The following is a 14409-nucleotide window of genomic DNA, read 5'->3' on the forward strand; positions in this document are numbered from 1 at the left end:
GTCACTCGCCGCGCCGCGGCGAATCAGGCATTGGGTTTCAGGGTTCACCAGGCAGGGCACCGCATTCGCCGCAGCGCGGCGAGTGGCGCAGCGAAGGATGCGCCCTACGGCTTATTCTTCTGCACCTTTGGTCAACGGTAATCTGCTCACGGTGGCGGGCAGGTTTTTGCCGCGAATCTGCACGAAAATCTGCGTGCCAGGGGCGGCATAGCTGGTTTGCACGTAGCCCAGACCAATGCCTTTGCTGAGTGAGGGCGACTGCGTTCCGCTGGTCACATCCCCAATTTTCTGCCCCTCCGCATCCACCAACTCGTAGTGGCTGCGCGGGATGCCGGGGCCGTCCATCACAAAGGCTACCAGCTTCTTACTGGCTCCTAGCTCCTTCTGCTTTTTGAGGTTTTCAGAATTCGTAAATTCCTTGGTGAACTTGGTAATCCAGCCCAGGCCGGCTTCCAAGGGAGAGGTGGTGTCGTCAATGTCATTGCCGTACAGGCAATAGCCCATTTCGAGGCGGAGCGTGTCGCGGGCTCCCAGGCCAATGGGCTTGATACCGTAGGGCTGACCGGTAGTCATGATTTTGTCCCAAACATCAGCGGCGCTTTCGTTCGGAATGTACAGTTCGAACCCGCCTGCACCAGTGTAGCCCGTGGCCGAAATAACGACATCGGGCGCTCCGGCAAACGTGCCTTGTACGAAAGAGTAGTACGGTATAGTACTCAGATCAACGTCGGTCAGCGTCTGTAAAGCCCTGATGGCTTTGGGGCCTTGCACGGCAAACAGGCTGATACGGTCGGAAATATCTTCCATTTCCACACCCTGCGTGTTATGGTGCTGAATCCAATTCCAGTCTTTCTCAATGTTGGAGGCATTCACTACCAGCAGGTAGTCCTCATCGGCCAGCTTATACACCAGCAAGTCGTCCACGATGCCACCATCGTGGTTGGGCAGGCAGGAATATTGGGCCTTGCCATCGGTAAGTTTGCTGGCGTCATTGCTTGTCACCCGCTGAATCAGGTCGAGGGCTTGGGGGCCGCGCAACCGAAATTCGCCCATGTGCGACACGTCGAAAATGCCTACTGCCCGGCGCACGGTATGATGCTCCTCCAGGTCCGAAGAGTAACGCACGGGCATGTTGTAACCAGCAAAAGGCACCATTTTAGCCCCCAGCTTGCGGTGGGTATCGTCGAGGGTAACGGTTTTTAGGGAAACAGTCATTGGGTGAAGGAGCAAACAAGTGAGTAAGGGACGGGCTCAATGAGCAAAAATGACATCGAGCGAGTGCGTAGAAAGGCCGAAACCTATCGAGCGGTGCAAAGGTGCGAAAAAAGAAAAGCCGCTCCGTAACGAAGCAGCTTTTCTTTGTCATTTCGACAAAAGTCAATTCCTACTAATAAGGGCGTATTCCGATTAAACCATTCTGTTTACACAGGCACCATCCAATGGTGCACATCAGCGCCGGCACCGCTGCGAATGGCATCGAGCGCCGCACTCACGCGCTTCGAAAAGGCTTGGGGCCCAACTATTGGCAAGTCATAATCATGGCCTTCGTAGCCGATGGTGGCGATGGGAGCAATGGTCGCGGCTGTGCCAGTGCCAAAAGCTTCCTCCAGTTTGCCGGCTTCCAATGCTTGTATTATTTCACGGCTGCTCACTTTGCGCTCCTCTACCACAAGGCCCATATCGCGGGCCAACTGGAGCACGCTACGGCGCGTCACCCCGTCGAGGATGGACGTGCTCAGGGCGGGCGTTACCACGCGACCATCAATGACGAAAATGGCGTTCATCGTGCCCGATTCCTCCACGTATTGGTGCTCTGAAGCGTCGGTCCAGATGAGCTGGTTATAGCCTTCCTGCTGGGCCAGCTTAGTAGGGTACATGGCGGCACCGTAGTTGCCCGCGTTTTTGGCGTAACCAGCGCCACCCTCCGCCGAGCGCACGTACTTCTGCTCGAAGCGCACGCGCAGGGGCTTACTGTAATACAAACCTACTGGGCAGGTAAAAATCACCAGGCGGTACGAATCCGAAGGCCGCACTCCGATGAATCCATCGGTAGCAAACATGAAAGGACGGATGTACAACGAGCTGCCCGCGCTAGTGGGCACCCAGGCCGAATCGAGACGAATCAGTTCGCGCAGGCCCTGCATGAACAATTCTTCGGGGATGGTGGGCATGCACATGCGCTCAGCCGATGAATTGAGCCGAGCCCAGTTGTCGAGGGGGCGGAACAGAGCCACGCCGCCATCGGTCTGATGATAGGCCTTCATTCCTTCAAAAATGGCCTGGCCATAGTGTAGGGCCGAATTAGCTGGACTCACCGCCATGTCGCCGTAGGGCACAATTTGAGCTTCCTGCCACTCGCCATCACGGTAATCAACCGCAAACATGTGGTCTGAAAAGGCCTTGCCAAATTCCAGGGTATCGAAATCCAGCTCGGCCAGCCGTGAGGCATTGGTGCGCTGCGTGCGAATAGGGAGAATGTCAATCATAATATGTGAGATTCAGAGTGCAGATGGGTGGGATTTTCCGAATACGGAGGATGGAAGCAGAGCGGCTGAAGTAGGGTGAGTATTGGGTTGAAAGAACGTCATGCGGCAGCGCGGTCCAATATAACGCTCAACTCTACGGAGCTTAAAGTCGTGCCTTCCACGTCACTTCTTCCACCCCCAGCTCGTGGGCCATGGCACGGCTAAGCACAAACAGGTAATCTGACAAGCGGTTCAGATACACGACTACCAACTCGGCCACAAACGACTCTTCCGCCAGCTGAATAACCATGCGCTCGGCACGACGGCACACGCAACGAGCTACGTGCGTGGAGCTCACGGCTGGGTGGCCGCCCGGTAGAATAAAAGCCCGCAACTCCGGCAATGTTACGTTCAGCCGGTCCATCTCGTCTTCCAGCAGCGTCACATCGGCGTCGTGCAGGTCGGGAAGCTTCATCTTTGACTTTTCCGGGTCGGCGGCCAAGGCTGAGCCGATGGTGAACAGACGGTCCTGAATTTCCTTCAGCAGCGGCCGGCGGTCAGCATTCACGTCTTGGTCCCGCACCAAGCCAATGTGCGAGTTCAGTTCATCGACCGTGCCATAGCACTCAATGCGTAAGCTACTTTTCGGCACCCGAGTGCCCCCAATGAGGGAAGTAAGACCTTTATCACCGGTTTTGGTGTAGATTTTCATGAGTGCGAATTAGAACAGAAATTCCCTTCCAACCGAAGGACAACACAACCAAGGGGGACGTTTTGCCACCAGCGAAATTGGAGTGGTTATGATATTGAAAGAGGCAGAACGTCGCTGTATTCCTCACCCGTATATCGCTCAACGAGTTCTTGAGCTTTCGCCCTGCGGCTTGCGCATTTCTTTCATTTTTAGAACGAAAAATGCGCTTAGTTTCCAATCGTCGCGTGGGTGGTTATCTCCTTGTTCTCCTCATCCGATTCCACTAATCCATCACGCAGACGCACAATGCGATGGGCGTAGCGAGCAATATCTTCCTCGTGCGTTACCATGATGATGGTGTTGCCCTTGGCATACAGTGCCTCAAACAGGTCCATGATTTCATGGCTGGTTTTAGAGTCCAGGGCACCGGTAGGTTCATCGGCCAGCAGCACACTGGGGTTGTTGACGAGGGCCCGAGCAATGGCTACGCGCTGGCGCTGGCCCCCGCTCAACTCATTGGGCCGGTGCGAGGCGCGGTCGGCCAGCCCCACCGAGCGCAGCGATTCGAGGGCCCGCTCGTTGCGCTCGCGCTTGTTCAGGCCCGCATAGATAAGCGGCAGCGCGACATTGTCGAGGGCGCTGGCACGGGGCAGCAGGTTGAAGCTCTGGAAGACGAAGCCGATTTCCTTATTGCGCACCTCCGCCAATTGGTTGTCGCTCATGCGGCTCACATCCTGGCCGTTGAGGATGTACTGGCCTTTGGAGGGCGTATCGAGACAACCTACAATATTCATCAAAGTAGACTTCCCCGAGCCTGACGGCCCCATAAACGCCACATATTCCCCGCGCGGAATCTTGATGCTGACCGAGCGGAGCGCGTGGATAACCTCCGCACCCATAACGTAGGATTTGGCGATGTCCGTGGTTTCAATGACGTTCGAATTCATGAAGCGTGGGCTTTATTGCAGAGGAGAAAAAATGGGTACCTCGGAGAATGATGCCGCAGCCGCCGCCCGGGCTGCTTGGTGAGCGGCGTAATCGGCAGCTAAAGTAGCATAGTCCGCCTTTGGCAATTGCGCCCGCAACTTGGCTAAGGCATCGGTAGAATATCCGGTGAGGCCGGCGTCGGCTGCGGCCAGCACGTAAGCCCTCAACAGCGGCAGCGAGTGGGGGTTTTCATCGAGGCCGGCGCGCAGGGCCTGATACGCCGCGGCATAGTCGCGGCCACGCGTGTAGAAGCTAGCCGCCGCGAGCACAGCCAGCTCATTGAAAGGTGCTTCGCGTACTATTCGCTGATAGCTCTTAGCCGCCGCTGCCGGTTTATTTCCTTGCTCCGCCTGCCGCGCCTGGGCCAGCCAATTATCTCCGATGCGTGCAGAGTTATTCCCATCCAATGCCAAGTTACCAGCTGCCAACAGCTGCTGAGCTTGCCGCCCCAATTGCTGCTGCCCCGAATTAGGTGATGCTACCAGTCGCGCAGCCGCCGCCTGGGCCGAATCAGGCCGGCCACTCAATGCCAGCGCATACACGCGGGCTTCGGCCGCTACCGCGCCGCCGTTTTTAGCTGCCAGGGCCAACTGGTCGGCCGCAGTGGCGTATTGGCCCTGCTGCAACTGCCATAACCCTAGCAACTGCTGGTAATAACCCGCCGTAGCAGTAGTGCCTGCTGCCAAGGGCCCTAGCAGTTGCCGGGCCGCCTGCTCCTCCCCTCTCGCATGACGTGCCAAAGCCTGCAAAAACAGCAGCTGCTCGTAATAATTGGCATTGGCCGGATTGTTAGCTAATCCCGACAGTCGCGTTAGCAGGGCTGGCGTAAGCTGGGCTTTGTGTTTCGCCACATGCAGCAGCACCAAGTGGTACAGCTGCGCAAAGCTGGCATCGTCCAGGTTCAGCAGGTTTTCGGCGGGGCCAATGGGCGTGGGCCCGCTAGTAGTACGAGTCCGGAGCTGCAGCAGCGTGTAGTTGCTAGCCAAAGCCGACTCATTAGCCTTCAGCGTGAGTTTAGTACTGACTTTATGCGCTTCATCCAATAAGTTTTGACTGAGCAGAAACCCCAGCTGGTTAGTACGGCTGGCGTAAGCGCCGGGGGACAGCTGTTCGGTTTTGTCTAAGTAAAACGCCACCGAATCGGTGAGGGCGGTTTGGGTGAACAACTGGGCTAAATCACCGGCCAGAGCCGCGCTGTGCGGCTGAGCTTTCAGGCCGCGCCGCAGTATGTCCAATCCCTCAAACAAATCGTTGGGTTCGCTATAGAGGGCCGCTAGGCGTAGCGAAATCTTCTCGTTTGGACCACGCACCAGAGCCCGGCGCAAGGCATTGATTTCATTCTGGCGCTCTTGCCGAAAACGGTACAGCGCCGCCCGGCCAAACTGTGCGTGCAGATTAGCGCGGTAAAGCACATCACCACTTTCGGCGTAGTAACGCTCAGCTAGCAGGGCCAAGCTGAGGTCATCAGGCTGTTCTTCGCTCTGCTGACGGGCCAGGTCACCAAGGTTATTATATTGTCCGGCCCGCACTTGGTCGGGTAAAGTAAAGCTTTGCCGGGTCTGAATAATGGCAATGCCGCCCAGCGCTAAAATATACACGGTATAAAATGGCAACCGCCGCGGCTCAAACACCACCCGGTATACTCGCAACCGCTGCCGAATAAGCGGCATAAAGTTCATGAGCACGTACAGCCAGAAGCCTCCTCCCACCAGCAAAAGCGCCAGCCCGGTGAAGTAGCGCGCCGCTACTAGCAAGGGCGTATTAGCCGTGGCAAAGGCATATGCCAGCGCCCCGGCCGCTCCCATCACCAGCAGCGGATAGAGCACCGCCGCACCGCCAGCGTAGGGCAGCCACTCCGCATAGCTGGGCGCACGCAGACGCAGGCCCAGCCCACCCGCCAGCACGGCAGGCAACAGCAGCAGTAGCGGGTCGAGGGTCATCCCCGGGAAGAGTTGCAGTGTACCATCGTTCCACACGTACAGCAGCAACACCCCCAAATACAACCCGCTAGCGGCCAAAAACGGCCCTAGGCCAAATCGGCTGCTTGGCTGCTCCGCCTGGGTATTGAACCAAAGGAGGGCGCGAATATTCTCTACCCCCACCCACAGCGCCAGCAACGCCAGCATCACCGCCCCCCCCGACGTAGCGTAAGCAGCTAATTGCAGCGCGGTTTCGGTAGCTGGCAACTGGCTTTGGGCAAACAACAGCCCGCTTAGCACAGCCACTATTATTCCAATTACTACTACGCGCCACGCCAGCGGCAGCCGCTCGGCAAAAGCGTGCAGCCCAAAAGCGCCGCCGCCCACCAGGCCCAGCATTAGGTATAGAAAGTATCGCTCCGTAGTACCAAAAATTCCCAGTGACTCGGTATTCAGGGATAAGAGCAAGAAAATCACTGGCCCCATGCCCATCACAAAGGCCGTGCGGGCCAGCGTACTCACCACCGCCACCCAGCCCACCAGCACCACAGTCAGCAGCCCCAGGAAAATGCTCGCTGCTACTGGCTGCGTAAAAGGCCCAGCCACATCATGCGTCAGACTTACGACGAACCCGCTGGCCTGCAGCGGCACCAGCGCCTGGCCTACAGCCACGTTATCGAGGGTGACGGGAATATTTTGCAGGTGCGGCACTAGGCGTACTGGCAGCGCACCAGCCTCGCCTGCGAAGTAGTAATACACCGTCAGCACCACGGCGAGCGTCGCCAGCACGGCGAGCCAACGGGGCCGCCAAGCGCGGTTCGAAGGCAGTTGCGTCACCAATTACTCCAGCACTTTGGGCACCCGGAAGTAGTCCGAATCCTTGCGGGGAGCATTGCGCAGGCCATCCTGGTGGCTCACGGTATTACGAGCCTCGTCGTCGCGCAACACGTTCACTTCCTGCGAAAGGTGTACCAATGGCTCCACCCCCGTCGTGTCGAGGCCTTCAAGTTGGGCCACAAAGTCAAGGATATTATTCAGGTCGCCGAGCATCTGCTGCTCGCGAGTGGCGTCGAATTCGAGGCGGGCCAAATGGGCCAGGCCACGCAGGGTACCTAGGTCAGTGCTCAATGGAATGTTGAGGTTTTAATGTTGAATTAAGAGTTAACGGATTGGGGCTGCTCCACTCCGCTGAGACCTTCGGAAACCGGGGCCCGCCATGTGCTCGGGGCAGGCTTAATGGCGCCTTCAGGTAGGAAATCACCGGCCAGCAGCGCCGCCACGCGCTCCTTTAGAGCTGGCACATCGGCCAACGTGAGCCCAGTTGTGGGAATAGGCGGGTGAAATACGATTTTGAGGCGATGATAACGCACTCGCAGGCCTTTTTCAACATCGGGCATAAACATGTGGTTCAATGGCATGCCTACCGGTACCAGCGGCACGCCCGCCTCAATCGCCAGCTGAAACGCACCATCCAGCAACGGCAACAGCTCCTTGCCCGGCGTGGGAGAAATCCGACCTTCCGCGAAGATGGCAATGCTTTTACCCGCCGCGAGGCCGCGCCGGGCTGCCACCGCGGCCCGCCCTCGGCTCACGGCACTAGTTCGGTCCACGGTGATGTAAACATTGCCGAAAAGCGGCCCCCATACCGGCACCTTAGCCAATGAGGCTTTGCCCATCATGTTCAAGAACCCAGAAATCGTCTTGAACAGCAGCATAATATCAACATAGGAGCCGTGGTTGGCCACGTACACGCACGGCTGCGGAGTTGGCTCAGAGCTTTCGCGCACCACCTCCACCGGCATTCCCCACATGAAAATCGACATTTTCGACCAGAAGCGGTTCAGCATATGTACCACCGGCCCGCCATCGGGCCGACGACTGAAAAACCACTGCCACGGATAGATAAGCACGAACGGCACAATGAACCAGAACACGGCCCAAGTCGTGTAAAGGCGATGGCCGATATAACGAAGCAGGTGGCGCATGTTGGCAAAGTTAGCTGATGAGTGATAAGAGAAGGATGCCAAATTCCCATCCTCACCTAAAGAAGGGATGTTCAGCTACTAGGCTGAACGGGGGTGGTTGCACCGCAAGGAGTCCTTGAGCGGAGCCAGAACGATTGAGCTTGACACTGTAGCTTCGCTATCCCTCAGTTCAATTCCCACAAACGAAGTTCAGCGCCTACAACTCTCTCAGTTGAAACCTCGCGCCAGCATCTCTTACCAGCAATGAGGGAAATTTCACGTCCCGTCATCCTCTTGCAGTCAGCACTTTTTCGGCTTTCAGCAAACCTGCTACGCTAATAGCATCGGTTATCCGGTCATCCATCACCATGCGCACCGCTTCAGCCAACGGCAATTTCCAGAGGCGCAGGTCCTCCGTTTCTTCAGGTTCTAATTCACTTTGAGTCAACTCTTCGGCCAAAAATACAAAACCTTCCTCATCAGTAACAGAATTAGAGGTATGCAGGCGGGCGATACGAGTCCAACGAGCAGCTAGTAGCCCGGTTTCCTCTTTCAACTCGCGCTGAGCCGATTCCAATACATCGACCTCCAGCAGGCCCCCACCCATTGGAATTTCCCAGCTGTATTCGTTCAGCGGGTAACGGTACTGCCCCACCAGCCAGGTATTACCCTCAGCATCAAGAGGCACAATACCCAATGCCTTATTTTTCATGCTCACTACCCCGTAAATACCCGGCCCCCCACTCGGGTTTAGTACTTGGTCTTCACGCACCGAAATCCAGGGATTTTGGTATTTCACTTCTGTACCCAGGATTTGCCAGGGATTGCGGGTTTCATCAAAATCGAGTGCAGTAGCGAGCGACATATACTAATGAGAAAGGGCTTTAAAATGGCCGTAAAATTACGTCTGTATTTATGATGGGCTGATATCATTGGACGTTCAAGTTCCGGCATCCGCCGGGCTAACTCGACCATTGAGCGATTAAAGCCGGCACTTCGTCAAAAAATAATTGCACTCCTCCCGGCCTGCCCAGTATCTTTGATCCATAAGTACCCCCGCACGGGCTGGAAATGTGGAAAGGAAGGACCTCTCGTGCGGCGGCGCTCTGACTGACAAGGTGGGGTAGACACCTTTAAGCCAGACCCGCCACTTTAAGGCCGTCGCACTCGTGCGACGGCCTTTTTTGTGCCCACTGAATTGAAAGCTGTCCCGCATAACGATGAGCTTTCAACCCTGAGTAGTGCCCCGCCGTACCATTCTATTCCAGCTGTCCACATTCCGGCTGGTACCTCTCCCATGGCTCAGTCCAAGCCTAAAAATCAAAATTCCACCCAAGATGAGCACGACCCGCTCTTTAATCTCAAGCATGCACAGGCCGAAGCTGACCTTGCACAGAATACGCAAGGGCTCGGCCCCATCACAAACGAATACGTAACTTCTGACGAGGACAGCGAAATTGACGAAGGCCCCCGCGACAGTCAGGGCCAGCGCCGAGGTGAAAATGACGCAGCCGACATTGGCAGCACCGCCGGTAGACATTAGGAATGTTAAGCGTTAAATGTTGAGTTTTGGGTGAGAATACTGCGTATCCGCGCCTATCTGCTCATTCAAAGCTCAACATTAAACCTTGCTACTCTCAAGCTATACCGGCCATGCATTAGAAGCAGGCCTCGACGAGGCTGGGCGAGGCTGCCTCGCTGGTCCTGTGTTTGCGGCGGCCGTCATTCTACCGCCCGATTTTAATCCTCCCTTTCTCAACGACTCCAAACAGCTCAGCGCCAAGCGACGCGAGGCTCTGCGCCCCCAAATCTGCGCCGAGGCCACAGCCTGGGCCGTAGGTCTGGCATCTGTCGAAGAAATTGACCGGCTCAACATCGCACAAGCCAGCTACCTGGCCATGCACCGGGCCGTAGCGGCACTGGCCATAACACCTGCTCATTTACTGGTTGATGGCAACCGCTTTCAGCCATTAGTGGGTTTTGAGCATACGTGCATCATTGGGGGCGATGGCCTCTACCGCAACATTGCCGCTGCCTCCATCCTTGCCAAAACCTTCCGCGACGAGCACATGCAAGCTTTAACCGCCGAATTTCCTGGCTATGGCTGGGAGCAGAATGCCGGCTATCCGACTCAGAGTCACCGCACCGCCATCCGGGCGCACGGCCCCAGTCCTCATCACCGCCCCGGGTTCCGGTTGCTATAAGAAACAATAAGTAAGGAGGGCAAATAAATAGGTTCTGATTCATTTGCCCTCCTTACTTATTGTTTCAATCGGAGCAGGTCCAGGAAGAGGCTGAACCCATCGACACTTGTGCCGCCTTCGCCAAATGTATCAAAGTTCAGCGGCTTGATAATGTAGCCACTCACGGCCAGCTTTTGTGCTTTTAAGCGGTCTGACTCTAGGTCGGATGTGGTCATGATAAACACATTCAAGCCCACAAATTCCGGATCAGAGCGGAGTGCTTCGAGCAATTCCAGGCCATTCATTCGGGGCATGTTGATGTCAAGCATCACCACGTTGGGTTTGGCAATTTTAGGCTTGTCACCTTCGCCGCGAAGCATCTTTAACGCCTCCCGACCATTGCGGGCCAGCACGAGCGGCACATCTATATTTTGGCGACGCAGTTCACGCTGCACGTTCATAACATCCATCTGGTCGTCTTCCACGAGCAGAATACTGGGCGCGGGATTGTCGGCGGACATAGGCTTGGGCAAATTTCAATAGCGGGAATATACCCGCACAACAGCGTCTGGCAGTCATCTAAGTAAGGACTGATACGGTAGAATCAGTGGCTGCGGCTACTGTAGCGGTTGAATTTTTGGCTCTAAATGACTGCTTGGGCCAAGTGAAGCTGAACTTAGCACCCTGGCCCTCCGCCGATTTAACTCCGATGCGCCCCCCTTGGCGCTCCACAATTTTTTTCACGATGGCCAAGCCGACGCCAGTACTTTCCAGAGTATCGCGCTCAGTAAGAGTTTGGAAAATCACAAAAATCCGGTCGTGGTATTCAGGGTCGATACCGGGGCCGTCGTCAGTCACTGAAAACAGATAGAAATCTCCGGCATCGTCGCAGCCAATGTGCACGGTCCCCGTTTCAGGATGGTCGTGGTACTTCAACGCGTTGCTGATGAGGTTGGTAAAAACCTGCTGCAACTGTACGACATTGGTGGTAAGAGTAGGCAGGAAAAACGGCAATTCGACCCGGAAACCTGAAGGAGGATTGAGCGTGTCCACGACTTCACGAATGAGCGTACGAACAAAAACCGTCTCGTCGGCCTGTTCCGTTCGGCCCACCCGCGCTAAATCCAAAATGCCAATGATGAGCTTCTCCATACGGTGCACCCGCTGGCGCATCAGCTCCAGAAACTCGCGGATGTGCGCCGGCAGCTGGTCCTTGCCCATGTCTTCCTCAATCCAGCGAGAGGCACTTTCAATCCCGCGTAACGGCGCCTTCAAATCATGCGAAACAACGTAGGCAAACTGGTCAAGCTCCTGATTCCGACTTTCGAGTTGACTGATATTGGCGCCCACGGTGCGCGCCATCACGTTCAGGGCCGAGATTAGCTCACTCACTTCATCCTGAGCAGTATCCAGTATCTGAGTATTATAGTCGCCATCCGCCATCCGCCGGGCCAAATCCAGCATGCTACGCAGACGCTTCGCAAATATTCGCACAATATAAATGGCCCATAGTAGTCCCAGCACGAGCGCCGCCATAGCTAAAGCAACTGATAGCCATTCTGCCCGATTAATGCTTTCGTCAAGCTGTTGGCGCAGTTTGTCGCGCGTCTTAGCCTCACTCTGCTCTAGCGCGGCCAACCGCTGCCGGATGTTATCCATTACCTGCTTGCCGGTGAGACCTTCCGTAAGGCGGCGGTGAGGCATCCCTTGCAGACCAGTCTGTCGGATGTCGCGGCGGCGCGCTTCCCGCTTTTCAGCCACCAACAAATGGCTGTATCGGGACCACTGCTCATAAAGCCGCTGGGTTTGATCTACGAGCTGCACCTGAGTGGGGGACTCCGTAACCAGATTTCGTAATTGTGCGAAGCGGCCTATCAGCTGCCGCTCCCCTTCGTAGTAAGGCTCCAGGGTTTGCTCGTTGCCAATAAGCAAATAGCCCCGAAAGCCCGTCTCCATATCGATAATATTGCGCAGCAGGTTCGATGCCTTATTCGAAATCAGTTGCGACGCCTGCACCTTGCGCGCATTGCGTACCACTTGCTCGGCCAACTGAAAGTAGAGTACCACTACTAGCGCAAACAGTGCTAGCAGCAGCACGAATCCGGCAAATAACTTGGTGGTGAGCGTAATTTTCATGCAATCGCGCCCAGGCGCATCGTTTAGGCTCCCGTACGTAGCTTATCTTCCATGGTTCGCAGCAAGGCAACCATTTTATCGGCGATGATTTGCAGAAGCGTAAACTCAGCAGTGGCATCGTTCTTCTCCCTTCTTTGGTGCATATCCATCAACCGGTTGGCTTCACGATGGATGAGCAGGTGCTGTCGGTCAAACTCTCGCGCTTCGGGCAAGTGTGCGTAAGCACCGGAACCGCGTAGCCGGTCAGCAATCCATATGCCCAAGCTGCACTGCTCAGGGTCGCGCAGGGGGCCTTCCGCCCCACCATTGCTAAAAAGAAACGAACGCAGCCTACTCTTGAAATGGACATGCTTGATGTGAGCAGACTCAAAATCCCGTTTTAGCTCTTCTGTTGTCATAAACAAAGCTATACGGCCGCAAGCAAAGGTGCTATGTGTGCTTGTTTAATGCACCCTGAAACTACTACCGGCCCCGTAAAAAGTCCTTTTTTGCCGAAGCATTAGCTTATAAACGCACTGGCTGCCTCAACTAAACCGTCTGCCGCGTCAGAATTCGGTACTTTCGCACTTTCAATATACCCAATGGGCAGGCCACATTGCCCCCGCGGCACTTGGCCGCCCCTCACTTTCCCCCACCATGACCCAAGACCAGATTAAGGACTTGAAGGGCCGCGCCGAGGCCCTGAGGAGGTATCTTTGACTACGATGCCCGCAAAGAACAAATAGCAGCCGCTGAGGCCCAAACTACTGCTCCTGGTTTTTGGGATGATTCCAAGGCTGCCGAAGCTACGCTCCGCGAAATTAAGGCCATCAGGACTTGGACAGATGACTTCGAAGCCGTGCAGCAAGCGTTGGCCGACACCGAGGTGCTCTTCGATTTCCATAAGGAAGGTGATGTATCCGAAGCCGAAATGCAGGCCGACTACGAGGCGACACTTAAGAAAGTAGAGCAATTGGAGTTCAAGCGCATGCTTTCCGATGAGGAAGACCAACTCTCGGCTATCATCGATATCAACCCCGGTGCTGGCGGCACCGAAAGCCAGGACTGGGCCGAGATGCTGATGCGCATGTACATCATGTGGGCCGAAAGCCACGGCTTTGGCGTGCGCCAAATCAGCTATCAACCAGGCGAAGGAGCAGGCATCAAGTCTGCCTCGCTGGAAATTGATGGTGACTTTGCCTATGGCTACCTCAAGAGCGAAATCGGTGTGCATCGCCTCGTCCGCATGTCGCCTTTCGACAGCAGCGGCCGGCGCCACACCTCCTTTGCCTCGGTGTTCGCCTACCCGGTGATTGACGACACCATCAACATCGAAATCAACCCCGCCGACATTTCCTGGGATACTTTCCGGGCCGGCGGCGCCGGTGGCCAAAACGTGAATAAGGTAGAAACCGCCGTGCGCCTCACGCACGCCCCTTCCGGCATCATCATCGCCGTCCAGATTGAGCGCAGCCAGCTCATGAACAAAGAACACGCTCTGCGCATGCTCAAATCGCGCCTCTACCAGATTGAGATGGACAAGCGCCACGCCGAGCGCGACAAAGTGGAAGCCACCAAGAAACGTATCGATTTTGGCTCGCAGATTCGCAACTATGTGCTCCACCCCTACAAGCTTATCAAAGACCTTCGCACGGGCATTGAGCGCACCGACGTGCAAAACGTGCTGGATGGGGACTTGGATGAGTATATTAAGGGTTTTTTGATGCAGAGCTAGACGATGGCAGCCACGTTAACACTGATGTGCTTTACCGAATTAGAAGCTTATCTTTACCATGATGCTATCCGCTAACTTCTTCGGATTTATGGCCTATAAGCTATAATAGGGCGAAATTTTCACATTCCTATGTCATATCTGCAAATGTGAAATAAGATCAATACATTCTCTAGTTTGAGAGATTAACATGTTTTTGTGCTATACTTGCTCTCATCTTACACAATTCAATGTTTTCTTTTTCACTCACCAAATTTCTAAACGCATGAAAAAATCATTATTTCTGGTTTTTGTGCTCGTTATGGTCTTGTTGCAGCAGGCACGAGCACAAGACCAGACCATTTCAGGCAAGG

General features: G+C 55.4%; 14 protein-coding genes. 3 read left to right on the forward strand and 11 right to left on the reverse strand.

All coding sequences use genetic code 11. The features are described 5' to 3' along the window. Positions 1 to 111: 111 nt before the first annotated feature. From gcvT to WX88_RS15125, 8 genes are all read right to left on the reverse strand, one after another. Complete coding sequence (gcvT, locus tag WX88_RS15090) at positions 112 to 1215, reverse strand: glycine cleavage system aminomethyltransferase GcvT (RefSeq protein WP_046245214.1); 1104 nt, start codon at positions 1213 to 1215, stop codon at positions 112 to 114. A 206-nt stretch (positions 1216 to 1421) separates the two neighbouring features. After that, on the reverse strand, positions 1422 to 2486 hold the full coding sequence (locus tag WX88_RS15095) for a branched-chain amino acid aminotransferase (protein ID WP_156176154.1): 1065 nt from the start codon (positions 2484 to 2486) through the stop codon (positions 1422 to 1424). A 142-nt stretch (positions 2487 to 2628) separates the two neighbouring features. Further along, positions 2629 to 3177 (reverse strand): cob(I)yrinic acid a,c-diamide adenosyltransferase, encoded by a 549-nt coding sequence (locus WX88_RS15100; RefSeq protein WP_046245216.1) that lies wholly within the window; start codon positions 3175 to 3177, stop codon positions 2629 to 2631. A 206-nt stretch (positions 3178 to 3383) separates the two neighbouring features. Next, positions 3384 to 4103 (reverse strand): ABC transporter ATP-binding protein, encoded by a 720-nt coding sequence (locus tag WX88_RS15105; protein ID WP_046245217.1) that lies wholly within the window; start codon positions 4101 to 4103, stop codon positions 3384 to 3386. Between the two features lie 12 nt (positions 4104 to 4115). Further along, a complete protein-coding gene (locus tag WX88_RS15110; protein WP_156176155.1) occupies positions 4116 to 6899 on the reverse strand; it encodes a tetratricopeptide repeat protein in 2784 nt (927 codons plus the stop codon). Between the two features lie 3 nt (positions 6900 to 6902). After that, the gene (gene gatC / locus WX88_RS15115; protein WP_046245219.1) at positions 6903 to 7190 is read right to left on the reverse strand and encodes an Asp-tRNA(Asn)/Glu-tRNA(Gln) amidotransferase subunit GatC; all 288 of its coding nucleotides are present in this window, start codon (positions 7188 to 7190) and stop codon (positions 6903 to 6905) included. A 26-nt stretch (positions 7191 to 7216) separates the two neighbouring features. Then, the gene (locus tag WX88_RS15120; protein ID WP_052732714.1) at positions 7217 to 8047 is read right to left on the reverse strand and encodes a lysophospholipid acyltransferase family protein; all 831 of its coding nucleotides are present in this window, start codon (positions 8045 to 8047) and stop codon (positions 7217 to 7219) included. A 265-nt stretch (positions 8048 to 8312) separates the two neighbouring features. After that, positions 8313 to 8891 (reverse strand): NUDIX domain-containing protein, encoded by a 579-nt coding sequence (locus tag WX88_RS15125; RefSeq protein ID WP_046245220.1) that lies wholly within the window; start codon positions 8889 to 8891, stop codon positions 8313 to 8315. A 432-nt stretch (positions 8892 to 9323) separates the two neighbouring features. Here WX88_RS15125 and WX88_RS15130 point away from each other — a divergent pair, with 432 nt between their 5' ends. After that, positions 9324 to 9569 (forward strand): hypothetical protein, encoded by a 246-nt coding sequence (locus WX88_RS15130; protein ID WP_046245221.1) that lies wholly within the window; start codon positions 9324 to 9326, stop codon positions 9567 to 9569. A gap of 85 nt (positions 9570 to 9654) precedes the next feature. Continuing rightward, positions 9655 to 10230 (forward strand): ribonuclease HII, encoded by a 576-nt coding sequence (locus WX88_RS15135; RefSeq protein WP_046245222.1) that lies wholly within the window; start codon positions 9655 to 9657, stop codon positions 10228 to 10230. Between the two features lie 56 nt (positions 10231 to 10286). Here WX88_RS15135 and WX88_RS15140 read toward each other — a convergent pair whose 3' ends face one another. Genes WX88_RS15140 through WX88_RS15150 form a run of 3 tightly spaced genes read right to left on the reverse strand, consistent with a single transcriptional unit; the run spans position 10287 to position 12743 of the window. Further along, entirely contained in the window at positions 10287 to 10730 is a 444-nt protein-coding gene (locus WX88_RS15140; RefSeq protein ID WP_046245223.1) for a response regulator, read from the reverse strand. A gap of 58 nt (positions 10731 to 10788) precedes the next feature. Beyond that, on the reverse strand, positions 10789 to 12345 hold the full coding sequence (locus WX88_RS15145) for a sensor histidine kinase (protein ID WP_052732715.1): 1557 nt from the start codon (positions 12343 to 12345) through the stop codon (positions 10789 to 10791). A gap of 23 nt (positions 12346 to 12368) precedes the next feature. Further along, the gene (locus tag WX88_RS15150) at positions 12369 to 12743 is read right to left on the reverse strand and encodes a CZB domain-containing protein (RefSeq protein WP_046245224.1); all 375 of its coding nucleotides are present in this window, start codon (positions 12741 to 12743) and stop codon (positions 12369 to 12371) included. Positions 12744 to 12981: 238 nt separating this feature from the next. Here WX88_RS15150 and prfB point away from each other — a divergent pair. Further along, positions 12982 to 14059 (forward strand): peptide chain release factor 2 gene (gene prfB, locus WX88_RS15155; protein WP_156176156.1). Its coding sequence is split into 2 segments (ribosomal slippage): positions 12982 to 13041 and positions 13043 to 14059, totalling 1077 coding nucleotides; the frame shifts between segments, so codons are not numbered across the junction. Positions 14060 to 14409: the final 350 nt, after the last annotated feature.

This window comes from Hymenobacter terrenus, assembly GCF_000972495.1.
In the GTDB taxonomy this organism is placed as follows: Bacteria; Bacteroidota; Bacteroidia; order Cytophagales; family Hymenobacteraceae; genus Hymenobacter; species Hymenobacter terrenus.

What these genes read in the sequence shown, in the direction of transcription:
- WX88_RS15150 (WP_046245224.1), bottom strand. Translation starts at nt 12,743, where the DNA reads ATGACAACAGAAGAGCTAAAACGGGATTTTGAGTCTGCTCACATCAAG.
- WX88_RS15125 (WP_046245220.1), bottom strand. Translation starts at nt 8,891, where the DNA reads ATGTCGCTCGCTACTGCACTCGATTTTGATGAAACCCGCAATCCCTGG.
- WX88_RS15100 (WP_046245216.1), bottom strand. Translation starts at nt 3,177, where the DNA reads ATGAAAATCTACACCAAAACCGGTGATAAAGGTCTTACTTCCCTCATT.
- WX88_RS15145 (WP_052732715.1), bottom strand. Translation starts at nt 12,345, where the DNA reads ATGAAAATTACGCTCACCACCAAGTTATTTGCCGGATTCGTGCTGCTG.
- WX88_RS15130 (WP_046245221.1), top strand. Translation starts at nt 9,324, where the DNA reads ATGGCTCAGTCCAAGCCTAAAAATCAAAATTCCACCCAAGATGAGCAC.
- WX88_RS15120 (WP_052732714.1), bottom strand. Translation starts at nt 8,047, where the DNA reads ATGCGCCACCTGCTTCGTTATATCGGCCATCGCCTTTACACGACTTGG.
- gcvT (WP_046245214.1), bottom strand. Translation starts at nt 1,215, where the DNA reads ATGACTGTTTCCCTAAAAACCGTTACCCTCGACGATACCCACCGCAAG.
- WX88_RS15105 (WP_046245217.1), bottom strand. Translation starts at nt 4,103, where the DNA reads ATGAATTCGAACGTCATTGAAACCACGGACATCGCCAAATCCTACGTT.
- WX88_RS15140 (WP_046245223.1), bottom strand. Translation starts at nt 10,730, where the DNA reads ATGTCCGCCGACAATCCCGCGCCCAGTATTCTGCTCGTGGAAGACGAC.
- WX88_RS15095 (WP_156176154.1), bottom strand. Translation starts at nt 2,486, where the DNA reads ATGATTGACATTCTCCCTATTCGCACGCAGCGCACCAATGCCTCACGG.